Here is a 23,194-nt window from a genome sequence, read left to right as displayed (position 1 = left end):
ATGGTATTTGCGAATCCTAATTATTTATATTTATTGTTGTTGCTCATTCCGATGATCGGATGGTACGTCTACAAGCTGAGCAAGAGTCAGGCCAGCTTGCAGGTCTCCTCGTCGGAGGCGTTCGAGGCGCCGGGAGCGACATCATGGATCGTGTACTTGCGTCACGTGCCTTTCGTGTTGCGTATGGTAGCGGTAGCGTTGCTGATCGTGATCTTGGCCCGTCCGCAATCCACGAATAGTTGGTCTAATTCTTCCACGGAAGGTATCGATATCATGTTGGCGATGGATATCTCGGGTAGTATGCTGGCGCAAGACTTGAAACCGAACCGCTTGGAGGCAGCGAAGGATGTGGCTGCGTCGTTCATCAACGGCCGTCCGAACGATAACATCGGTCTCGTGGTCTTTTCTGCCGAGAGCTTTACGCAATGCCCGTTGACAACCGATCATACGGTCTTGCTGAATCTCTTCAAGGATATCCAAAGCGGTATGATCCAAGACGGAACGGCTATCGGGTTGGGCTTGGCGAATGCCGTGAGCCGTATTAAGGACAGCCACGCTAAGTCGAAGGTGATCATCCTTCTGACCGATGGTTCGAACAACGCCGGCGAGATCGCTCCGGTTACCGCCGCCGAGATCGCCAAGACGTTCGGCGTGCGTGTCTATACGATCGGAGTCGGAACGAAAGGCATGGCGCCGTATCCGTTCCAGACCGCTTTCGGCGTGCAGTACCAGAATATACCGGTAGAGATCGACGAGGCTACGTTGAAGCAGATCGCCTCTACCACGGGCGGGCAATATTTCCGTGCTACGGACAACGCCAGCCTGAAGGAGATCTATTCCGAGATCGACCAGATGGAGAAGACCAAGATCAGCGTACAGGAGTACAGCAAGAAGCAGGAGGAGTATAAGAACTGGGCCTTGCTGGTGTTCGCCTTGTTGCTGGTGGAGATCTTATTGAGAAATACATTGTTGAGAAATATACCATAAAGATAAAAGGCTTATGTTTCGATTTGCGCATCCGGACTTTTTATATTTGCTTTTTCTCCTTCCGGCGTTGGTGGCGTTCTACGTGTACGCCATGATCGTGAAGAAGAAAGCGATAAAGAAATACGGTAACCCTACGTTGTTGGCCGAGTTGATGCCCGAGGTATCGACCAAGCGCCAGCATCTGAAGTTTTGGCTGTTGTTCGGAGCCATTACCATGGTTATCTTTATTATAGCGGGGCCTCAATTCGGCTCGAAACTGGAGACGGTGAAGCGTCAGGGAGTAGAGATCATGGTGTGTCTGGACGTATCCAACTCCATGTTGGCCGAGGACGTGTCGCCCAACCGTTTGGATAAAGCCAAACAGATGCTATCCCGATTGACGGACGGCTTTACGAATGATAAGGTAGGTTTGATCGTGTTCGCCGGCGACGCTTTCACGCAGTTGCCGATCACCTCGGATTATATCTCCGCCAAGATGTTCTTGTCCTCTATCAACCCGTCGATGGTCTCTACGCAAGGTACGGCGATCGGTGCCGCCATCAACTTGGCCGCCCGTTCCTTTACCCCGGACGAGACGACCGATAAGGCGATTATCTTGATCACCGACGGCGAGAACCATGAGGACGACGCTATCGGTGCCGCCAAAGCCGCCGCCGAGAAGGGCATCCACGTGAACATCGTGGGAATGGGTGATCCGAAAGGTTCTCCGATCCCCATCCAAGGAAGCAATAATTATATGAAGGATAAGGATGGAAACGTGGTGATCACGAAACTGAACGAGCAGATGGGTCAAGAGATCGCCGCCGCCGGAAACGGTATGTATGTGCGTGCGGACAATACGAACTCTGCCTTGAAAGCCCTTCAGAAGGAAATCGAGAAAATGAATAAGACGGAGCTGGATAGCAAGGTTTATTCCGAGTATGACGAGCAGTTCCAGATTTTCGCTTGGATAGCTTTGTTCCTCTTGATCGCCGATTTCATGACCTTGGATCGTAAGAACCGTATATTTAGGAAAGTAAAATTATTCTCTTAATTCGACGAAGTGATGAGACGTATATATAAATCTATGATATGGGTATCGGTCTTGGCGCTCAGCGCTGGGGCGGTCTCTGCCCAGAAAGCGGAACGGAAGAACGTGCGTGAGGGGAATAAGCTTTATGAGAGCGAGAAATACACCGAGTCCGAGATCGCTTATCGCAAGAGCTTGGAGGTGAATCCCCGCTCTACGGAAGGAACCTATAATCTGGGAAACTCCCTATACAAGCAAGGCAAGTTCCCCGAGGCCGCCGAGCAATATCAATTGATCGCCGGGCAAGGGGAGAAGATGGTGGCTACGCCGGAAGGGAAGGCACGCTTGTCGGAGGTGTATCATAATATGGGGAATATCTTCATGCAGAACAAGGATTACGGCAAGGCCGTGGAGGTGTATAAGCAATCGCTTCGCTTGAACCCGAAAGATGACGAGACCCGTTATAACTTGGCCTTGGCCCAGAAACTGCTGTCGGATCAGCAGAATCAGGATCAGAGCCAAGATCAACAGAACGACGACAAGCAGGAGAACAAGGATCAGAAGGACGATCAGCAGCAACAGCAACAACAACAGCCGCAAGACGACCAGAAGCAGGATAAGACCCAAGAGCAACAGCAATCCAACGAGCAAATGAGCAAGGACAATGCCCAGCAGATGTTGGACGCCTTCCTGCAAGACGAGAAAGACACCCAAGAGAAGGTGAAGAAGGCGCAGATGCAGCAGCAACAACGCCGGAAGACCGAGAAGGAGTGGTAAACTGGATAATTAACGAAAAAATGAGATACACAATGAGGAAATTAATTTTCTTATTCATCCTGATGTTAACGGTAGGGGTGGCGACAAAGGCCGCGGATGTGACCTTCAAAGCCTCGGCGCCCCAAGCGGTGGTAATGGGAGAGCAGTTTCGCTTGACTTTCACCGTCAATGCCGAAGGCAAGGATTTGAGAGTGCAGGAGATGCCAGACTTTGACGTATTAATGGGTCCCTCCCAATCCACCTCCTATAGCAGTAGCTGGGTGAACGGGAAGAGTACCAGCGAGACAACCGTTACGTATACGTATGTCTTGATGCCGAAGAAGGAAGGTACGTTTAATATAGCTCCGGCAACGATCAAGGTGAACGGCTCTAATTATACATCGAATGGCTTGGCCATCAAGGTGCTTCCGGCTGATAAGGCGGGTAAGCAAGAGGCGGAGACAACGACGGCGAGCGGGGCGATCTCTAACGATCGGCTGTTCGTGAAGATGGACGTATCCAAACGAAGCGTGTTCGAGCAAGAAGGTTTCTTGGTGACTTTCAAGGTCTATTCCTTAGAGAACTTCGCAATTACTGGCTTGAAGTATCCTGAGTTTGAGGGTTTTCTTGTGCAAGAGATCGAGCTTCCGCAAGAGAAACAACTGACCTTGGAAAACTACAACGGACGTAACTACCAGTCGGCCGTGATGCGTCAAGTGATCCTGTATCCGCAACGCTCTGGAAAGATTACGATCAGTAGTGGCAAGTTCGACGCCGTGGTGAAGGTCCGTATGCAACAAGCGGGTGGCGGTAGTATCTTCGATAGCTTCTTCGACTCGTATCGGGATGTGAGCAAGGTGTTGACCACCTCTCCGGTTACTATCGACGTGAAGCCTTTGCCCTCCGGTAAGCCCGCTTCTTTCTCCGGTGCCGTAGGTACGTTCTCCATGACGGCTGATATCAGCTCGAACAACGTCAAGACAGACGAGGCTGTAACCATAAAGGTGAAAATCACGGGTAACGGAAACGTGAAGTTGGTGAAGAACCCGGAAGTGGTTTTCCCGAACGATTTCGATGTCTACGACCCAAAAGTAGAGATGGACATCAAGACCACGACTGCCGGTGTCAGTGGAAGCAAGACGATCGAATATATGGCGATACCCCGTTACGCGGGTGATTTCGAGATCCCGGCGATCGCTTTCTCCTATTTCGATATCAAGTCCGGTTCGTACAAGACCATCAAGTCCGAGCCTTATAAGTTGCATGTGGAGCAAGGCAAGGGCGGTAGCGGTTCTTCCCCGGTCGTATCGAACTTCAGTAATAAAGAGAGCGTGAAATACTTAGGCAAGGATATCCGTTACCTAAAGACGAAAGGCTTCTCCTTTATCGAGGGAGGTGATGGTATATTCTTCGGTTCCTTTATGTATTATCTTTGCTATATCGTACCGGCTATCTTGTTTATCGTATTCTTCTTTATTTATCGTAAGCAGGTGAAGGAAAACGCCGACATCGCCTTGGTTCGTACCAAGAAGGCGAACAAGATGGCGGTTAGACGTCTGAAGAACGCCGGCAAGCTGATGAAAGAGAACAAGAAGGAAGAATTCTACGACGAGGTACTGCGTGCGTTGTGGGGCTATTTGAGCGATAAGCTGAGTATCCCGCAATCCGATCTGACCAAGGATAACGTAGAGACAGAATTGGCTAAATACGGTGTAGACGAATCCTTGACGAATGAGTTCATGGATATCTTGAATACTTGTGAGTTCGCTCGTTACGCTCCGTCCCAAGCGTCAGACGCTATGGATAAGCTGTATGAGCTGACGGTAGACGCTATTGGTAAAATGGAGAATACAATTAAAAAGTAAGAAGATGAAGATGACTATAAATTTAAGAAAGGTATTGTTTTTCTTATTGACTCTATGTCTGATAGGATCTGCTTATGCGCAAGATACCGCCTTGAAGGAGGCCGAGGTCGCTTACACGAAAGAAGATTATGCGAAGGCGATCGAGCTATATGAGGGAATCTTGAAGAGCAATGGTGAGTCTGCCGCCGTTTATTATAATTTGGGAAATGCCTATTATAAGGCGGGTAAGATCGCTCCGGCTATATTGAACTACGAACGTTGTCTTCTGCTGGATCCGGGTGATAGCGATGCTCGCTTCAATTTACAGATGGCCCGTCAGAAGACGATCGATAAGATTGAGCCGGTTGGTGATTTTTTCTTGGTCAAATGGTTTAAGAGCGTGGAGAACCTCGGTTCCGCAGACTCTTGGGCGAAGACTGGTATCGTGTGCTTCCTGTTGTTTATCGGTTGCTTGATCTTGTTCTTTTTCTCCCGTTGGGTACGCTTGAAGAAGATCGGTTTCTATTTGGGTATCCTATTTATTATCATGGTTGTTTTTGCCAATATATTCGCCAGCGACCAGAAGGATGAGATGATAAACCGTAAACATGCCATCGTATTCGCCCCGACCGTTACGGTGAAAAGCTCGCCCGACGCTAGTGGTACGGATCTTTTCGTATTACACGAGGGAACGAACGTGACCGTGAAGAGTACGCTTGGCGAATGGAGCGAGATCGAGCTTGAGGACGGGAACGTAGGATGGATGCCTAGTAAAGACATAGAAAAAATCTGATACATGCTAGAACAATTATTGGTTTGGGAACGTGATGCGTTCTTTATGCTTAACGGTAGCGACTCCGCTTTTTTAGATCGCTTTATGTGGATCTATTCAGGCAAGGCGGTTTGGCTACCGTTAGCCTTTTTTATATTGGTGGTATTGTGCTATAAGAAGAACTGGAAGGAGTGGTTGTTGATCTTATTGGCCATAGTCTTGACGATCACGCTATGCGACCAGTTCGCTTCGCATGTTTGTAAGCCCATCTTCACCCGTTTCCGTCCGACTCATCACCCTGATTTTATGGATCAGGTAAAGGTGGTGTTCGGTTATCGGGGAGGTATGTATGGATTTATCTCCAGCCATGCGGCGAACGCTTTCGGTTTCGCTACCTTGATGGCGCTGATCTTCCGGAATAAGCTATTTGGATGGACTATTTTCTTTTGGGCGATTTTGACTTCCTATACTCGTATTTATTTAGGAGTGCATTTTATCACGGATATTATTCCGGGAGCTTTATCCGGTCTGCTATTCGGGTATCTTGTATATCTGTTATACCTCTATATAAGGCCTAAATTGATTCCGGTAGATTCTTGGGTACGTCCGGAGGCCATTTACTCGGATACCCGGAAACGTTTGATCACCTATGCGATTTGGTTGACCATCCTTTTAATAGCTCTATTTAATGAGCAATTGGTATCATGCTTTAGATAAGAGAGTTTGGTTGAGTATGTCGTAAAGCATATTTGTTTTCAGCTGATTTTCTCAATAATAATTTGTTTCAATGCTATTAAATGACTAAGTTAGTGCCATAATATTAAACAAAAGTATTAACCTTCAAAATAAGAAAGCCATGACAAAGACGATTACATTTAACGAACTGAGAAGAATTAAAGATTCGTTACCTGACGGAAGTACACAACGCATCGCCGATGAGCTGGGATTAAAGGTAGAGACAGTTCGTAACTATTTCGGTGGACATAATTTTCAAGATGGACGGAGTTGTGGTTTCCATATCGAGCCCGGTCCAGACGGAGGGTTGGTTGTTTTAGATGATACGACTATTTTCGAGCGTGCTTTGCAGATACTGGCCGAGAGTCAGGATGCCAAAGCACAGAAAGCGTAAGAGAAATTCATTCGTATAAAAAATCCCATAGCTAAATGAAAGAACGCTTTGGGATTTTTTTATATTCAACAATTCATAAATCCCGATTGTTTCATCTATAAAAATGTATTGAGTATGGAAGATAAATTAGTGACATTGGCTATCCACACGTTCGAGAAAGCCCAGATTCTCAAGACAATCCTCGAAACAGAAGGCATAGAGGTCTATATACATAATGTAAACCAGATCCAGCCCGTCGTTTCGGCAGGAGTACGTGTGCGTATTAAGGAGAGTGATTTACCGCATGCTTTACGCATTATTGAAGACAATAAGTGGTTTGAGGAACCAAAGGAGGAAGAAGCGAAGGTTAATGCGGTCAAGAAAGTGCTGATCCCGATTGATTTCTCGGATTATTCCGCCAAGGCTTGTGAGTTGGGAATTAATTACGCTCATGCGGTAGGTGCGGAGGTGATGATCATGCACGCCTATTTCAGCCCCTATTTTCCATCTGCTATCCCGATGGGAGATACATTAGCTTACCAAGTAAATGAGGAGGAATCCGTACAGCATATCTTACAACGTGTCCGTATCGATATGGAGAATATTTGTACGCATATCAACCGGAAGATGTCCTCTGGCGAATTGCCAAAGGTAAAATACGATTATGTATTACGTGAAGGCTTGCCGGAAGAGGAGATCATCGCCTATAGCAAGGAGTATCATCCGACATTGATCGTGATGGGAACGAGAGGTAAGAGCCAAAAAGATATGGATCTGATCGGTAGCGTGACCGGAGAGGTAATCGAGGTAAACCGGGTTCCTGTATTGGCGATACCGGAGAATGTTCCTTTCACGGATTTGAGAGACGCTAAGAATATCGCTTTCGCTACATCGTTTAACCAGAGAGATTTGGTTGCTTTCGACGAGTTCATGGAAATCATCAAAGGTTTTGATTTTAATATTCATCTATTCAATATCTCTACCAGCAAAGATGAATGGAATGAGATTCGTTTGACAGGCGTCCGTGAATATTTCAAGAAACAATATCCACATGCCCATATTTCCCATACGGTGCTTGCCGATGGTGACTTGCTGTTAGCCATCGAGAAATTTGTTCGTGATAAACAAATTGATGTTATAGCCCTAAGCACATATCGCCGTAATATCCTAGCCCGAATGTTCAATCCTTCGATCGCGAGAAAAATGTTATTCCACACCGATACTCCGTTATTGGTAATCGATAGCAAGAAGTAGCTTCTTATTCAAGTAACAAATAAAAAAGTGGATATGAGAAAAGGCTTATCCACTTTTTTATTATATACCATGTGCTTAAAGCAATCTTTGTATCTTTGGCGAAAAAATATAAGGATAGTATGTGGGAAAGAATGTTTGATCTGGTACTTGGATTAAAGAAAGAACATAGATTAATGATGGTTATAACATTGATTTATGCGGTGACCCTCTTTGGTATTACTGTAGATGTAGAAGCGATGGAGAATTGGCTGCAATTAGTGGGGTATACCATACGTACTTTATGTATTGCTTGTATTATACAGCTTAGTGTGTTTTTTTTGACAAATATTTTTTGGAAGGAACTAAACAGAGGCTTGAATAAAACATTTGTTGTTATTAGTGGTAATGTGTTGTCTTTAGCTTTCTTACTTTTCCCTTTTTCTATATCATATATAGATATGACTGCTGAAAGTATGAAATTGAGTTCTTTGAATACAGAAAGAAATAGAATTGATAGTATGGTCCGGTACTATGAGAATTTAAAAAGTCTAGATTCTTCTTTTTCAGAGAATCTAGATTCTTTAATATTGGAAGAAAAGAAAACATTGATTCGGGTTATAAAAGAGATTGATTTAAAGCAATTCAAAATAGAAGAGAAACAGAAAAGATATGAAAAGCCATTAGTCTCCATCCTATTTCTTTTGCAAATATTCGGTTTTTATATATTGATTCTATATTCTTCCTATTTTGATAGGACGAATAAGGTGAATCGTGTTATCGCAGTGGAAAATATTCCTGATCGAAAGAAAGTAAGGAGCTATTTTTGCGATAAAGTTTTGAAGCCTTTGGTTTTACTGTTATCTGTTTTTCTTTGGGGATTCTTGTTTTTCCTTTGGCTTAGATAATATATACCTGATATTTGTATAAACCGGAATTTATGCTTTGCTTTGTGGCTCATCAGAAAAATAATAGAATATATGATTACTTATTTAATTATTGGAATAACAGTGATTCTCTCTTTTATCTGTTTTAGTAATAGGGAGTTATTTATGAAATTAGCGTTTATCCCATATCGTACGATCCGGAATCATGAATATTATCGTATCGTGACACATGGATTTATCCATGCGGATATGACACATTTGCTAGTGAATGTGTTCACGTTCTGGTCATTTGGTCTCTATATTGAACGAACGTTTCGATATATGGGATTCGGCAGTGGGGCTTATCTGGCTCTTTATTTCGGGGGAATGATCGTAGCTTCGCTTTATGATTTGATAAAACGACGTAATGATCCGTATTATGTCTCTATCGGTGCGTCTGGAGCGGTATCGGCGGTTCTATTTACCTCTATATTCCTTGATCCTTGGGGAAAGATCTTGTTTTTCGCCGTACTGCCTGTCCCCGGAATCGTATTCGGCTTGCTATATCTGGCCTATTGCCAGTATATGGCGAAACAAACAGGAGATAACATAAATCATAATGCCCATTTCTACGGGGCTATTTATGGATTGATTTTCCCAATGCTGCTGGAGCCTTCGTTATTGCATCTCTTTTTGTCTCAACTTACGTTTAAGGGATGATCCACCCTGAACGGATAATTTAAGGTTATTTTTTGTCCGAAGATTATTTCCGGGTAGGTAAACTTGTCTATCTTTGTCCCCTTATAAGCAAAAGTTAGATGAACAAAGATAATAATTTGGGTAGAGTGTTAGCGTTACTGTCGCTGACGTTGTTGATGAGCTTTGGTTTATATAGCCTTCCGGATACATTGTTCGGGTATAAGATCAAAAAGGTAGATCTTTTATCGGATTTCAAGGTGAAAGAGGAAAAGCTCTCCTTGGATTCTTTGAAACAACAATTGGAACAAGCGGACACCCTTCAAGTAGATTCGGTAGCATTAAGGGATTCTATCATGCGTTCCGCCGGAATAGATTCAGCGGCTTTGGCCCTTCGTGATTCGTTATACAAAGCGGTCTATGCTGTTCAAGGGGCGGATTCGCTGGGGGCTCATATCGAGGACTATTCTCTTGGACATATCGGTTTGCAACGATTCTTCGCCGCCTTAAAAAACAGGCGGGAATTGAATCGTCCGGTACGTGTGGCCTTCCTTGGAGATTCTTTTATCGAAGGAGATATTATGGTGGCCGATTTCCGTTCCGGGATGCAGAAGGAATTTGGGGGGCGGGGTGTTGGTTTTGTACCGGTCACATCCGTAGCGGCACAGTTCCGTCCAACCGTGGAGCAACGTGCCTCCGGATGGACTACTTGGTCTATGCTGACGGATCATGAGCATGGATATACTTTATCTGGGATGATGTTCGAGGCAAACGAGGAGAACGCCTCCATCCATGTGAAGACGACTAAGCGTTATCCGGAGCTTCAGACGTTCTCTTCTTTGAAACTGATTTATGAGCAGAATAAGAATACGGAGATGCGCTTGGTTTGCAACGCTTCCGCCGATACCCTACAAGAGATGCTTCCCGCCACATCGATCGTAACCCAATACGAGTTGGAAGGGATGTTCACCGAAGCGGATTTCACTTTTAAGAATACTCCGGAGTTCCGGGCATTAGGGGTCGCTATGGAGGATCATTCAGGTGTCGTGGTCGATAATTTCTCTCTTCGGGGAAACTCGGGTATGATATTGGAGCGATTGGATGTCTCCCGTTGCCAAGCATTGAATAAGATCCGTCCGTATGACTTGATTGTCTTGCAGTATGGGTTGAATGTCGTGAGCGATAGCGTGATGAATTATGGATGGTATAGTAGCCGGATGGTAAAGGTCATTAACCATATACAACTTTGTTTTCCGGAAGCTGATATATTGATGTTGGGGGTGTCGGACAGAAGCCGTCAAGACGATGGGGAATTCGAGACGATGCCGGCCGTGTTAGCCTTGCTGCATGCGCAAAGGCAAGCCGCTAAAAAGGCAGGGGTTCCTTTCTGGAATGTATTCGGTGCTATGGGAGGAGAGAACAGTATGGTCCGTTTCGTAGAATTAAACTGGGCTAGTAAGGATTATACGCATTTAAGCTTTAGGGGTGGACGGGAGATTGCCGATGCCTTGCTGAAAGCGTTATTATCAGAAAAAGATTTTTATGATGAAGCGGAGAAAGTGGTTAATTAGTCTGGTTGTTTTAGGAGTGATCATGGACTTCTCTGTTCCGAAACCTAAAGCCGGAATAAACGGGGATGTATCTCTTGATAGTTTGGCGGTTCGGGATACTGTAGCGTTGCCTCCTTTATCTTATTCTATGAAAGTGGGAAAAGATACGTTGATCTTACCGGATTCTAGTAAGGCGTGGAATAATTTTTTCAATGAACTGGATTCGTTGCGTGCAGGGAAAGATACGGCTATCACGATCGTTCAGTTGGGGGATTCGCATATCCAAGCCGGACATTTAAGCGGTCGTGTCATGCGCCTTTTCCAACAGGCGTTCGGGAATGCCGGACGAGGCTGGATCGCTCCTTTTAAGTTGAGCAAGACCAACGAGCCGGATGATTACTTTATCAAATCCGTCGCTAAGGATTGGATTGCCGGACGTTGTATTCAGCATGTCCGGAAAACCCCGATAGGGATCGGTGGGATCGGGATTAAGTCTGTTTCCCCCTCGATTAATTTTGATGTCGTGATAACTCCGAATAATGGTGCCGGATACGAGTTTAATGAGGCGATTTTATATAGAGGGGAGAAGTCGATGCCCATGCTTCCTGCCGGGGCTTTGAAAGACTCGGTCCAAACATTCCGTGCGGATACCGTATGTGTTCCTGGTGTATTAGCCGACACTTTCCGGATCTCCTGCTTGACCGATACTCTACAATTGCAGAGTACGAGACGGAAAGAGGGCACGAATACATTGCGACCGGCCTCATCCTTTACGAATTTATATTATGGCCTGACACTGAAGAATGGAGGCAGGGGTATCTTATACCATTCCATCGGAGTGAATGGGGCGATGTATGTGAATTATACGGACGAGGCTTATATACGTCAGTTGGCTTTATTAAAACCGTCCTTACTAATCATCTCTATGGGAACCAACGAGACATTCGGCAGACGTTTTAATACCGATGAGTTTTCCGGCCAGATAGAGGCTTTCTTGGCGATCGTCAAGAAGGAGCTGCCGAATACGGCGATCTTACTGACGACTCCTCCGGAATGTTACAAAAGGGTGCGAGTCAATAAGCAGCGAACGTATGTGCGTAATGATAATACCGAGCGGGCTGCCCGTGCTATCCGGAATGTAGCGAAGAAAGAAGAGGTCGCTTGCTGGGATTTATTCACTACGACAGGAGGGAAAAACTCGTGCCGCAAATGGCATAGTTCTCGTTTGATGGGACGGGATCGGATTCACTTTACGAAAGAAGGGTATCAAGAACAAGGAACGCTTTTGTTTAGGGCGTTCATGGAATCATATAATAACCGATAAGAATCTTATATGGAATATAATATACTTAGAGATTGGCTTAGTAATCATCAATTCACGTGGGAGAAACTGGGAGATATCCTGACGTATCATCATAATGCCCCGATCTTGTTTAGTAGCGGGTTGTTCTTCTTCTTATTTATCGGTTTCCTGATGATTTATATGTCGCTAAGGAAACATACGTTGGCTCGCATTATTTACGTGACACTGTTTTCCCTTTATTTCTATTATAAAAGTAGTGGACTTTGGTTCGGGCTGCTGGTATTTACGGCTACTTCCGATTTCTTGATAGCGCAATGTATCTCGCATACGACATCGGTATTAAAACGTAAATTATTCGTTACGCTTAGTCTTTGCATAAACCTAGGTATGCTGGGGTATTTCAAGTATTTCAATTTCCTAGGCGAACTGTTTACTATGGCCGCCGGGGGAGAATGGCTTAAGATGAACATCTTCCTTCCGGTAGGAATCTCTTTCTTTACCTTCCAGAGTATAAGCTATGTGATAGATGTTTATCGGGGACGAATCCAACCTCTCGGCCGTTGGATCGATTATGTTTTCTATGTATCGTTCTTTCCTCAACTGGTTGCCGGGCCAATCGTTCGTGCCCGGGATTTTATCCCTCAAATGTATAAGAATCCTACGGTGATGCGATCTGAGTTTGGTGAGGGATTGTTCCTTATCTTATGTGGTCTTTTCAAGAAAACGGTTATCTCGGATTATATCAGTATGAATTTCGTAGATCGTATTTTTGACGCTCCGTTGCTTTATACGGGTGTGGAGAATCTGTTGGGTGTCTATGGGTATGCGCTACAGATTTATTGTGACTTCTCGGGTTATTCGGATATGGCGATCGGTATCGCTCTGTTGTTGGGATTCCGCTTTAATATAAACTTCGACTCTCCCTACCAATCGGCTACGATTACCGAGTTTTGGCGTCGTTGGCATATTTCCCTTTCCTCTTGGTTAAAAGATTATCTGTATATATCCTTAGGGGGGAACCGGAAGGGGAAGATTCGTACCTATATGAATCTGATGATAACGATGCTGCTAGGCGGGTTATGGCATGGGGCTTCCATTAGTTTCATCTTATGGGGAGCCTTACATGGTATAGCTTTGGCTGCGCATAAGTTCATCATGGGGCATTTCAGTAGCTTTAAGGCCTTAGGATGCGAGATGAAGCCTTGGCGACGGGTATTAGGTGTCCTGATTACTTTCCATGTGGTTTGTTTCGGATGGATCTTGTTCCGGGCTACCTCGATGAAGGCCGTGGGAGAGATGCTTCGCCAGATCTTCACGAATTTTCATCCGGAGGTGTTCATGCAATTCGTCTCAGGATATAAAGGGGTGTTTGCGTTGATGGTAATCGGTTATGTACTGCATTTTATGCCTAAACGCTCTGAGGATGTCTTGAGGGAAATCGTGACTCGTTCCCCTTTATTGATACAGGCCGCTATATTGGCGATAGCGATTTTCATTGTTGTTCAGTTTAAGAGTGCGGGAGTGCAGCCGTTTATTTATTTCCAATTCTAAGGGGACAAATACATATATCGGCATAGCCTCATGCCAGTATAGGCACAACCCTACACCACTAGTGCCGTAAGGCTACGCCGATACTGATTTCATAGGCAAAGTATCTTAGGTTCATTACTGAAGTATCTTAGGTTCACTGGCGAAGTATCTTAGGATCGTCGGCCGATGCACCTAAGATATTTTTTTGACATCTTAGTGTGTTCCTATCATTTCCGGAAAAACATGTACATGAGTTTCTAGAAACACTCTGAGGGTTGTGAGCCGGCGGGAAGTTTGATGATGATATTCTTCAAATCCGCCCCGGATACATTTTGGAATACGCTTAGTCCGAACTCCGGTATTACCGCAAGTACATGGTCGAATATATCCGCTTGGATTCCTTCATATTCGACCCATACCTTATTAGATGAGAAGCAATAAAGTTCGATGGGAATACCTGTATCAGTCGGTTGTAGATGCCTTACCATGCAGACTAATTCCTTACTTACTTCCGGGAGGCTTCTTAGGTAACGTACGAGATAAGCACGGAAGACACCCAGATTTGTTTGTCTACGTCCGTTCACCCAAATGGAGCTATCGATATGATGTTCTTCATTGTATTCATATAATTCCTGTTCTTTTCCGTCGATGTAATCCGTGATAAGAGAGATCTTACGAAATTTCTCTAGCATTTCCGGGGTACAAAAATGTACGCTGTTCATATCGATATTGATAGAGCGCTTGATACGGCGGCCCGGGGATTCGCTCATACCTCTCCAGTTTTGGAAAGCGTCGCTTACTAAGGCGTAAGGAGGGATGGTCGTAATAGTATTGTCAAAGTTTCTTACTTTCACGGCGTTCAATGTCACCTCGATAACCGTGCCGTCCGCACCATATTTACTCATCGTGATCCAGTCCCCGGCCCGGAGCATATCATTGGCGGATAATTGGATGCCGGCAACGAAACCTAAGATCGTATCCTTAAAGACCAACATCAAGATAGCGGCAGACGCACCCAATCCGGCCAGTAAAGAAACCGGGGATTTATTGATAAGAATACTGATAATCAATATCACTCCAATAAAGAAAACCGTAACCTGCAAGATCTGTATGAAGCCTTTTAACGGCTTGTTCTTAAAGGAATCTTTTTTATTATAGATCTCGTGGATCAGATTTAAGGAAGCGTTTATAAACCTTAAAGAAACCGCTATGATATAAATCTGACAAAGTTTTTGGAGCAATATTAAAATCTTCGGTGTCTCTTCGGCTGAGAAGGCGAATGGTAACAATATATAAATCAATATGGCCGGGATCATATGCATCATCTTATTGATGATCTTACGATCCACGATTAAATCGTCCAGTTGATTTTTCGTCTTCCTCGCTAATCGTTTGAACATACCAAGGAAAATATACCGGCAACTATAATCGATCCCAACGGTGACGGCTATAATAAGTAATAAGATCACTATATTGTCTAGGTAACTGGAATTTTCGCTTATCAACCCCATTTGAACTAATAAATTATATACCCATTCTTGTATCTTGCTCATAAATACGATTTTAAACTTTAAGTAGACAATCCGGAGACGAAGATAGGAAAAATAATCCGAACACGTACTTTAGTCTGAATATTGATATACTTTCAATTCAAATTTAGGAATCATAGCGAAGAAATGGTCGAATATATCCGACTGGATCCGTTCATATTCTTTCCATATTTTATTCCGGGAGAAGAAATAAATCTGGACGGGAACACCATATTCCGTGGATTGAAGTTGGCTGATAATTAAATCCAAATCTTGATTTACGACAGGAAGACTTGTCAGATAACGCTCTACATATACACGGAATACTTGGGAGTTTGTAGGTACTACATCCTTATCCGGTTGGTAATCCGCTAATAAAGGAATTTCCTTGCGGAATGTATCTAGCATTTCCGGTGTACAGAACTTGATCGTATTCAAATCGAGATAAATGGACTTCATGACCCTACGTCCTCCAGACTCAACCATCCCGCGCCAGTTTTGGAAAGAACTATTCACTAGATTATAAGGCGGGATTGTTGAGATCGTATTATCGAAGTTCTGAACTTTCACGGTGTTTAGGGTTATTTCTTGAACAATACCGTTCGCGTTGGCAGAAGGCATCGTGATCCAGTCGCCGGGGCGCAACATATCATTCGCCGAAAGCTGTATACCCGCCACGAAACCTAATATGCTATCTTTAAATACCAACATAAGAATAGCTGCCGACGCACCTAATCCGGCGAAAAGGGTAGCCGGGGATTTATTGACGAGAATCGCTATAATGACAATGCCGCCAACGAAGAAAACAAGCACTTGTAATACTTGTATAAAACCTTTCATCGGCCTGTTTCTCATTTTCTCCTGTTGGTTAAACAAATCCAACATCATTAAGAGAAGACCGTTGAGCGCTAACAGCAGGGAAAATATGATATAGACCGCACAAATCTTCTGGGAAATGAATAATAATTCCTTTCCTCGGATAAAAGCCATCGGGAGCAAAGCATATACTAAAATGCCGGGAATCGTATGTACGAGATAATGTACGACCTTACGTTTAATTAATAACGTATCCCATTTATAATGCGTATGCTTAACGATACTACGTACCCCTCCGACAAAAATAGCTTGGCATAAATAATCTAATCCGATAGCGACCGCCACTAGTAAGATGGCGATGATCGCCTCGTCAAATGTGTTCGCTATTTTCTCGTCTACACCCCATCCGGTGAGGACTTTGTTCATCCAACTACCTAAATTTATCATAATAATCGTTTTTTGATATAACACTACTCTTAAAAATAGGTTCAATCCTACGTTAAATTTGCCCTTTTGTTAAGATTGCTTGTAAATGTAAGCGTATTAATCCAATTGAAAAATGTATCTTTGTGAAATAATATAAACTTAAATGGATTCCATGAGATCTCTGTTGTCAACCTCAGATTTTCTACAGGTACGAGAGCATAAATTAAGTAATGATTTGACGGTATGGTTGAATGAGGACCATAGCCAACCTAAGATATTCGGAGCCGTAGTTGTAAAAGCCGGAGCTAAAGATTCCCCTAACACAGGTATCGCGCATTATTTCGAGCATATGATGTTTAAAGGAACGGATAAGATCGGGACAATCGATTATGAGTCCGAGAAAGTCTTGCTGGACATTATCGCCGAGAAATATGACGCTTTGGCGGATACCGGGGATCCCAAGATGCGTGCCCATTTGCAGCAAATCATTAACGACCTGAGCGTACGTGCCGCTGAGTATGTAATACCGAACGAGTTCGACCGGTTGATCTCTCGTTTCGGTGGTACGAAGTTGAATGCCGGGACTTCTTACGACTATACATTATATTTCAATACATTCTCTCCGCAATATATCTCCCAATGGGCCGAGATCAATAGTGAGCGTTTGGTAAATCCCGTATTTCGTCTTTTCCAGAGTGAGCTGGAGACGGTCTATGAGGAAAAGAACATGTATGGGGACACGATGGCTAGCGTCGCCATCGAGAAATTGACAGAGCGTTATTTCTATCCGCATCCGTATGCGTATCCGATTATCGGAAGTGCGGAGAACTTGAAGAATCCCCGTCTTTCGGAGATGCGCCGGTTCTTCGAGAAATACTATGTCGCTTCCAATATGGGATTGATCTTAAGCGGGGATTTCGATACGGAGGAGGTCTTGCCAATCTTGGAATCTACTTTTTCACGGATACGAAAAGGGAAGCCGCCCCACCGGGATATCGTTGCGCTTCCACCATTCGAGGGGCGGGAAAAAGTGAGCGTACGTATTCCTATGCCTTTCGTGAAAATTATGGCATTGGGATTCCGGGGAGTTCCTGCGAATCATCCGGATCAAGTTGCGCTCAATATCGCCGTATCTTTATTGAATAACTCCAATGGTACGGGATTTTTGGATAAGCTGACGGTAGATCATAAGGTGATGGGTGCGATGGCGGTTAACCAAAGTATGAATGAGGCTGGAATATTAGGCTTGTTGGTATTTCCGAAGTTCTTTTTCCAGACCTATGCGGCAGCCGAGAAATTAGTATGGAAACAAATCAACCGTATTAAGGAGGGGGATTTTAGCGATGAGATGTTCCAAAGCTTGAAATTGGAACAGAAACGTGAATATGCCTCCAAATTGGAAGACATAAACTCAAGGGCCGAGGTGATGATGCGTATTTTCTCTCAAGGGAAAAGCTGGCAGGATTATTTGGATGAGGTCACTCGTATCGATGCCTTGTCGAGAGAAGACGTGATTGAGGTCGCCAAGAAATATTTTACGGAGAATTATATGTACGTCACGAAGAAGACCGGACGCTATCCAAAAACGATCTTACCCAAGCCGGATTATTCACCGATTATACCGAAGAACTCCGATGCTTCCTCCGCTTATGTGGAACGTCTGGAAAAGATACCCGTACAAGAATTGAAACCGCATTTTCTCGATTTTGAGAAAGACGCCGAGGTCGTATCCTTGCGTCCGCTTGTCACGTTGTATAAGACTCATAATTCCGTAAATGATATATTCTCGCTGACACTATCTTATGGAGTGGGGCAGTTGGAGCTTCGTGATCTTGATAAATTGTCCGCTTATCTACCTTTCGTAGCGACGGAATCGATGTCTTTTGAGGTCTTTCGGGGTAAATTGCAGGAACTTGGTAGTACATTGACTTTTGATTCCACGGATTCTGAGTTTCTGGTGGTGGTGAATGGTTTCGATGGGCATTTTACCCAAACAATGGCTTTGGTCGGCGATTTCTTGCGGCACGCCAAGCCAGATGACAAGAAGTTACGGCAGATTGTGGACGAGGCGAAGGTAACGGAGAAATCGTTGTTCAATTCCAGCGAGAACGTAGCCGATATGCTGTTAGAGAAAGTCAAATTTGGGGAGCAATCCCGTTATTTGACCAAATTATCGTTCGCTGAAATCAAAAAACTAAAAGGAAAGATGTTGCTGGACACCTTCAGTAAGGTACGTTCGGTCGCTTGTAACCTGCATTATTGTGGTACATTGTCTACGGAGGAGGCCGCTCGGCAGATCAAGCTGCATTTACCCTTGGAGGAGGTAAGTATTCCATCGAACTCTCCCTATATTCGTGATCTTATGACGTATGATAAGCCGACTGTCTTTTTCATGGACATGGAGGATGTCGCGCAAAGCATAATCTATGCCTATATGTATATCGATCCGTTGAAGGCTAAGGAAGATCGTCCTGTTTCCCGGTTGTTTAGCGCTTATTTCGGAGGGGATATGTCATCCTTGATGTTTCAGGAGATCCGTGAGTTTCGTTCGTTCGCTTATCAAGTAAATGCCCGTTTGAAACATCCTCCTTTGAATCGATCGGAGAAGCCCGCTAGTTTCGTGATGAAACTGGCTACACAGACGGATAAGATGATCGATGCGATGGAAGTGCTGGAAAATCTGGTGCATGATATGCCGGAACGTCCGGAACGGGTGGAGTCGGTGAAGCAGACGATTCGTAATTGGGTGAATAATGAATATCCTACTAGTCGCTCTCTTTCCTTGAAGATCGCCGGTTTCCGGCGTGAAGGGTACGAGAGCGATCCGAACAAGGATTATCTGGAGGTCATCGATCGGATGACTATGGAGGATATCCTTCGTTTTTATAAGGAGAATATACAAGATCATTTAATGATATATGCGATAGTCGGTAATTCAAAGAGTATGGATATGGAGAAACTCTCCAAATTCGGACAGATCGTTAAGGTAACAAGGAAAGACATTTATAAATAATGTATAGTAAGGAGGAACTGAAGAATCTCAAATTGGAGTTTTGGGAAAGCTTCGCCGCTTTTTGTGAGGTGCAACCCTATTTGCGGGGGCGTAAGAAAATTTGGACATTATATGATACGAAGGTAAAGGGCGTTGAGTTGAAATTCGACGCGAACCGCCAAGGGGCTTACGTTATTCTTGAGGTAAACCACCGTAGCGAGGATTTACGTCTGGAAATGTTTGAGCGCCTGACTTGGTATAAAGAGACCTTGGAACAGGATTTTCCCGAAGGCTTGATCTGGGATATTTGCTTTGTCCGTGAGAATGGCCGACAAGTGGCCCGTATCTATGTGGCAAAGGAAGGATTGGATTTGCATCGGCGAGCGCATTGGGGAGATTTTTTCACGTTTATGGCTAGCCAGATGTATTTGTTGGAACGAAATTTTATGGGTATAGCAGAATACTTAAGAGAATAATTACGAGATATGAACCTAAAGGTATTTATCGGAGCTTGCGTACTGTCCGGTCTGGTTGCTTGTAGCTCTGTTAAACAAGATGAGGCCGGTTTGTCCCGGCCCGGTGTGGGCCTTGAGCTGGCACGATTCCGGAAGGAGCATTTCTCCGATGTCCGTTATAATCTTTTCTTCTCGATCCCGGAATCTCGTGACGAGGCGATCCGGGGAAAGGTGGAGCTATCGTTACGATTAGACGAGAAGCAGCCGCTTATTATTGATTTCCGCGGAGAACAGGAGCAAGTGACATCCGTAACCTTGAACGGAGGCGATATTCCCTACGAGGTGAAAGATGAGCATATCGTGATAGCCTCAGATTGGGTAGCGGTGGGAGAGAACCGGGTAGCGATCGCTTTTACTCCGGCGGATCAATCCTTGAACCGACGGGATGAGTTCCTGTACACGTTATTGGTTCCGGACCGGGCACGTACGGTATTCCCTTGTTTTGACCAGCCGGATATGAAGTCGCTTTTTACCTTGACCTTGGAAGTTCCTTCCACTTGGCAGGCCGTGGCGAATAGCGCTATCACGCAAACGGATAGTACGGGCGTCTCCGGTCGGAATCGTATTTCTTTCAAGGAGACGGAACCGCTTAGTACCTACCTGTTCTCATTCGTGGCCGGTGAACTGACTCGGGAGGTTTATTCCCGGAACGGACGGGATATCTCTATTTATCATCGGGAGACAGATCCGAAGAAAATCGCTCAATGCCCAGCCATTGCCGATGAGGTGTTCGACGCGTTGGAATGGCAGGAAGACTTTACTGGTATTCCTTATCCTTTTGCTAAATATGACGTGATTATCTTACCCGGTTTCCAATATGGGGGTATGGAACATACGGGTGCTACTTTATATACGGATCGCCGGATGTTTCTGGATGAGCATCCTACCTTAAATGAGCGATTGAGCCGGAGTGCCTTGATCGCGCATGAAACCTCTCATATGTGGTTTGGCGATTATGTAACGATGAAATGGTTTGATGATGTATGGACTAAAGAGGTTTTCGCTAATTATTTCGCTTCCCGTATCGTAGAACCTTTATATCCGGACGTGAATCACCGGTTGAATTTTATTCGGGATTATATTCCTGCGTCTTATTCGGAAGACCGTACGTCAGGTGCGAATCCGATCAAGCAAGATTTGGATAATTTGCGGAACGCCGGTTTGGTATATGGAAATATCATCTATGATAAATCTCCCGTGATTATGGAGATGTTGGTACGTGTTCTGGGAGAAGACGCTTTCCAGCAGGGAATCCGTGAGTACTTGACTACTTATGCGTATGGGAACGCTACGTGGGAGGGCTTGATCCGTATCTTGAATAAATATACGGAAGAGGATCTGGCCGCTTGGAGTGAGGTGTGGGTGAATCAGAAGGGTATGCCGGAGATTACGGCTTCGGTTAAGGACGGCGAGTTGGTCGTAGAGCAGCGTGATCCGTTGGGCCGGGGTTTAAAATGGCCGCAAGAATTAACCTATCGGGTGATCTGTGGAACGGATTCGGAAGAAATCCCGGTTTCTCTCGAAGGAAACTCTGATTCCTTCCGAATGAAATTAAGTTTTCTTCCGAATGGAAATTGTGTCATTCTTCCGAATATAAATGGGCGTGGTTATGGCTTCTTTAAAATAACAGAGGGGGAGTCTTCCGGTCTATGGTCTGTGCTTCGCTCATCGGAAGATGAGGTGTTGAAGGGATCTTTGCTGATTACCCTTTATGAGAATCTTCGTTGGAAAACGATTTCTCCGCAAGGGTTCCGTGAAGAGATGTTAGCGTATTTACCGAATGAGTCTAATTCTTTATTGTTCTCGATGGCTTTAAGCTATTTAGGAGATTGCCAGCGGATATTCCCGTCGGATTCTCGTCCGTTGGAACAGGTCTTGTGGAAGATCATGACAACGAATCCCGTATCCCAACATCGTTTGCAGGCGTTTCGTTTGTATCGTTCGATAGCGGATTCAGAGGAGGCGGTACAACGTCTGTATACGTTATGGCAGGAACGGAAAGCTCCGAAAGATTGCGCGTTGAGCGAGAGTGATTATATTGGCTTATCCTATATGCTGGCGATGCATTTGCCGGAAAAAGCGGATAAGATTATCGCTACGCAATTATCCCGCATACAGAATCCGGACCGGAAGAAGGAGTATCAATTTATCTCCCCATCTGTATCGCCCCGCAAGGCGGAACGTGACAGTGTCTTCGCTTCCTTGTTGATCGCCGGGAATCGTAGGGTGGAGCCATGGGCCTCTTCCGCTCTCGCTAATTTGAACCATCGCCTACGAGAACAAGAGTCGGTCGCTTATATCCGTCCGGCCTTGGAAGCGATGCCGGAAGTACAGCGGACTGGCGATATCTTTTTCCCCACCGCTTGGGTTCGCTCCTTGCTTTCCGCCCATACATCGAAGGAAGCTCGGGAAGAAGTTGATGCGTTTTTTACCGCGCATCCGGACTTCCCCTTGATGCTTTCCAATAAGATTAAGCAGCAAGCGAGTCATTTGTATTAAAGTAAATCATTATCTTTGTCCTTGAGAACGAATTAATAAGAAAGGAGTATTTGTATGACGGCAATGGAACTAAAATGCCTAAAGATGGATTTGGTCGAAGAATTGTTAAGCATCGATGATAAAGACACGCTCAACCGTGTGAAGAACTATCTGAAAAAGCTGAACAATAAAATTAGGACAAAAGCCGAAGAGGAAGAAACGGAATATATTAGCAAGGAAGAAATCTTGGCAGGGATTGATGCCGGGCTGAAAGAGATGCAAGAGCGTAAGCGTAGTGGAAAGAGAGCGAAACACTTAGAAGAACTTATCAATGAATTATAGCATAGTATTTGACAAGTCGTTTGAAAAAGAGGTAAAACGCTTGAGCAAACGTTATCCTTCATTGAAATCGGATTTGATAGAGTTTCAGGAAGAGATCTATGCGAATCCCCAGATCGGGACCGATCTCGGCCGTAAAATCCGTATGCGTATCTCTTCCAAAGGACGAGGCAAAAGCGGTGGGGCAAGGGTTATCTCTTTTACGGTAGTGGTAGCCATCGATGAGACAGAGATCAACTTGCTCTACATCTACGACAAAGCAGAACGTGAATCTATAAGCTTGAAAGAGATAGAAGAGTTGCTTCGTAAGAACGGATTGAAGTAATATCGATATTGTGATAATATTTTGTCAGAAATATTTGTTCTTTCAATTATTATTGTAACTTTGCGACGTAAATAACAAAAGAAATGAAAATAACGACTACATTACATCACCATCATCATTACA

Annotated in this window: 20 protein-coding genes; 18 read left to right on the top strand and 2 right to left on the bottom strand. The window is 44.6% G+C overall.

Features of this window, described 5'->3' with window-relative positions; all coding sequences use genetic code 11:
• The 13 genes from ACESPU_RS04270 (at position 1) to ACESPU_RS04210 (ending at position 13,672) form a co-directional block, all read left to right on the top strand.
• Positions 1–987 carry a VWA domain-containing protein gene (locus ACESPU_RS04270; protein ID WP_005862644.1) on the top strand — a complete coding sequence of 329 codons (987 nt, stop codon included), beginning with the start codon at positions 1–3 and terminating at the stop codon, positions 985–987.
• 13 nt (positions 988–1,000) lie between these two features.
• Positions 1,001–2,020, top strand: a complete 1,020-nt coding sequence (locus ACESPU_RS04265) for a VWA domain-containing protein (protein WP_005857235.1) — start codon at positions 1,001–1,003, stop codon at positions 2,018–2,020.
• 12 nt (positions 2,021–2,032) lie between these two features.
• The gene (locus ACESPU_RS04260; protein ID WP_005862642.1) at positions 2,033–2,773 is read left to right on the top strand and encodes a tetratricopeptide repeat protein; all 741 of its coding nucleotides are present in this window, start codon (positions 2,033–2,035) and stop codon (positions 2,771–2,773) included.
• 32 nt (positions 2,774–2,805) lie between these two features.
• On the top strand, positions 2,806–4,617 hold the full coding sequence (locus tag ACESPU_RS04255; protein ID WP_005862640.1) for a BatD family protein: 1,812 nt from the start codon (positions 2,806–2,808) through the stop codon (positions 4,615–4,617).
• 4 nt (positions 4,618–4,621) lie between these two features.
• Positions 4,622–5,389: a tetratricopeptide repeat protein gene (locus ACESPU_RS04250; RefSeq protein WP_005862639.1), complete on the top strand. Its 768-nt coding sequence runs from the start codon at positions 4,622–4,624 to the stop codon at positions 5,387–5,389.
• A 3-nt stretch (positions 5,390–5,392) separates the two neighbouring features.
• Complete coding sequence (locus ACESPU_RS04245) at positions 5,393–6,085, top strand: phosphatase PAP2 family protein (RefSeq protein ID WP_057326541.1); 693 nt, start codon at positions 5,393–5,395, stop codon at positions 6,083–6,085.
• Between the two features lie 139 nt (positions 6,086–6,224).
• On the top strand, positions 6,225–6,497 hold the full coding sequence (locus ACESPU_RS04240; protein ID WP_373133154.1) for a DNA-binding protein: 273 nt from the start codon (positions 6,225–6,227) through the stop codon (positions 6,495–6,497).
• 114 nt (positions 6,498–6,611) lie between these two features.
• Positions 6,612–7,730, top strand: a complete 1,119-nt coding sequence (locus ACESPU_RS04235; protein WP_005862634.1) for a universal stress protein — start codon at positions 6,612–6,614, stop codon at positions 7,728–7,730.
• A gap of 119 nt (positions 7,731–7,849) precedes the next feature.
• Positions 7,850–8,614: a hypothetical protein gene (locus ACESPU_RS04230; protein ID WP_005862631.1), complete on the top strand. Its 765-nt coding sequence runs from the start codon at positions 7,850–7,852 to the stop codon at positions 8,612–8,614.
• A 72-nt stretch (positions 8,615–8,686) separates the two neighbouring features.
• Positions 8,687–9,292: a rhomboid family intramembrane serine protease gene (locus tag ACESPU_RS04225; RefSeq protein ID WP_057326542.1), complete on the top strand. Its 606-nt coding sequence runs from the start codon at positions 8,687–8,689 to the stop codon at positions 9,290–9,292.
• A 98-nt stretch (positions 9,293–9,390) separates the two neighbouring features.
• On the top strand, positions 9,391–10,839 hold the full coding sequence (locus ACESPU_RS04220; RefSeq protein WP_005857217.1) for a hypothetical protein: 1,449 nt from the start codon (positions 9,391–9,393) through the stop codon (positions 10,837–10,839).
• Entirely contained in the window at positions 10,811–12,142 is a 1,332-nt protein-coding gene (locus tag ACESPU_RS04215; RefSeq protein WP_373133153.1) for a GDSL-type esterase/lipase family protein, read from the top strand. The genes ACESPU_RS04220 and ACESPU_RS04215 overlap by 29 nt, the downstream gene beginning before the upstream one ends.
• 9 nt (positions 12,143–12,151) lie before the next feature.
• On the top strand, positions 12,152–13,672 hold the full coding sequence (locus ACESPU_RS04210; RefSeq protein ID WP_122144678.1) for an MBOAT family protein: 1,521 nt from the start codon (positions 12,152–12,154) through the stop codon (positions 13,670–13,672).
• Positions 13,673–13,908: 236 nt separating this feature from the next.
• Here the strand turns inward: ACESPU_RS04210 and ACESPU_RS04205 are convergent, their stop codons facing one another.
• Positions 13,909–15,204, bottom strand: coding sequence for a mechanosensitive ion channel family protein (locus ACESPU_RS04205; RefSeq protein ID WP_122144679.1), 1,296 nt, complete (start codon positions 15,202–15,204; stop codon positions 13,909–13,911).
• Positions 15,205–15,273: 69 nt separating this feature from the next.
• Complete coding sequence (locus ACESPU_RS04200) at positions 15,274–16,443, bottom strand: mechanosensitive ion channel family protein (RefSeq protein ID WP_195205414.1); 1,170 nt, start codon at positions 16,441–16,443, stop codon at positions 15,274–15,276.
• 142 nt (positions 16,444–16,585) lie between these two features.
• Between ACESPU_RS04200 and ACESPU_RS04195 the strand changes: the two genes are divergently transcribed.
• The 5 genes from ACESPU_RS04195 to ACESPU_RS04175 are packed head-to-tail and all read left to right on the top strand — an operon-like array spanning position 16,586 to position 23,071.
• Complete coding sequence (locus ACESPU_RS04195; RefSeq protein ID WP_373133151.1) at positions 16,586–19,435, top strand: M16 family metallopeptidase; 2,850 nt, start codon at positions 16,586–16,588, stop codon at positions 19,433–19,435.
• Complete coding sequence (locus tag ACESPU_RS04190) at positions 19,435–19,890, top strand: DUF4268 domain-containing protein (RefSeq protein ID WP_005857205.1); 456 nt, start codon at positions 19,435–19,437, stop codon at positions 19,888–19,890. Before ACESPU_RS04195 ends, ACESPU_RS04190 begins: the two co-directional genes overlap by 1 nt.
• Before the next feature lie 9 nt (positions 19,891–19,899).
• Positions 19,900–22,428, top strand: coding sequence for a M1 family aminopeptidase (locus ACESPU_RS04185; protein ID WP_373133149.1), 2,529 nt, complete (start codon positions 19,900–19,902; stop codon positions 22,426–22,428).
• A gap of 54 nt (positions 22,429–22,482) precedes the next feature.
• Positions 22,483–22,749: a hypothetical protein gene (locus ACESPU_RS04180; protein ID WP_036615828.1), complete on the top strand. Its 267-nt coding sequence runs from the start codon at positions 22,483–22,485 to the stop codon at positions 22,747–22,749.
• Positions 22,739–23,071 (top strand): type II toxin-antitoxin system RelE/ParE family toxin, encoded by a 333-nt coding sequence (locus tag ACESPU_RS04175; protein WP_036615831.1) that lies wholly within the window; start codon positions 22,739–22,741, stop codon positions 23,069–23,071. Before ACESPU_RS04180 ends, ACESPU_RS04175 begins: the two co-directional genes overlap by 11 nt.
• Positions 23,072–23,194 lie beyond the last annotated feature (123 nt).

It is taken from the genome of Parabacteroides sp. 20_3 (assembly GCF_964238835.1).
GTDB lineage: Bacteria > Bacteroidota > Bacteroidia > Bacteroidales > Tannerellaceae > Parabacteroides > Parabacteroides distasonis.
Note: the sequence above shows the minus strand (reverse complement) of the source record. Positions and strands in the feature narration are given on the sequence as shown.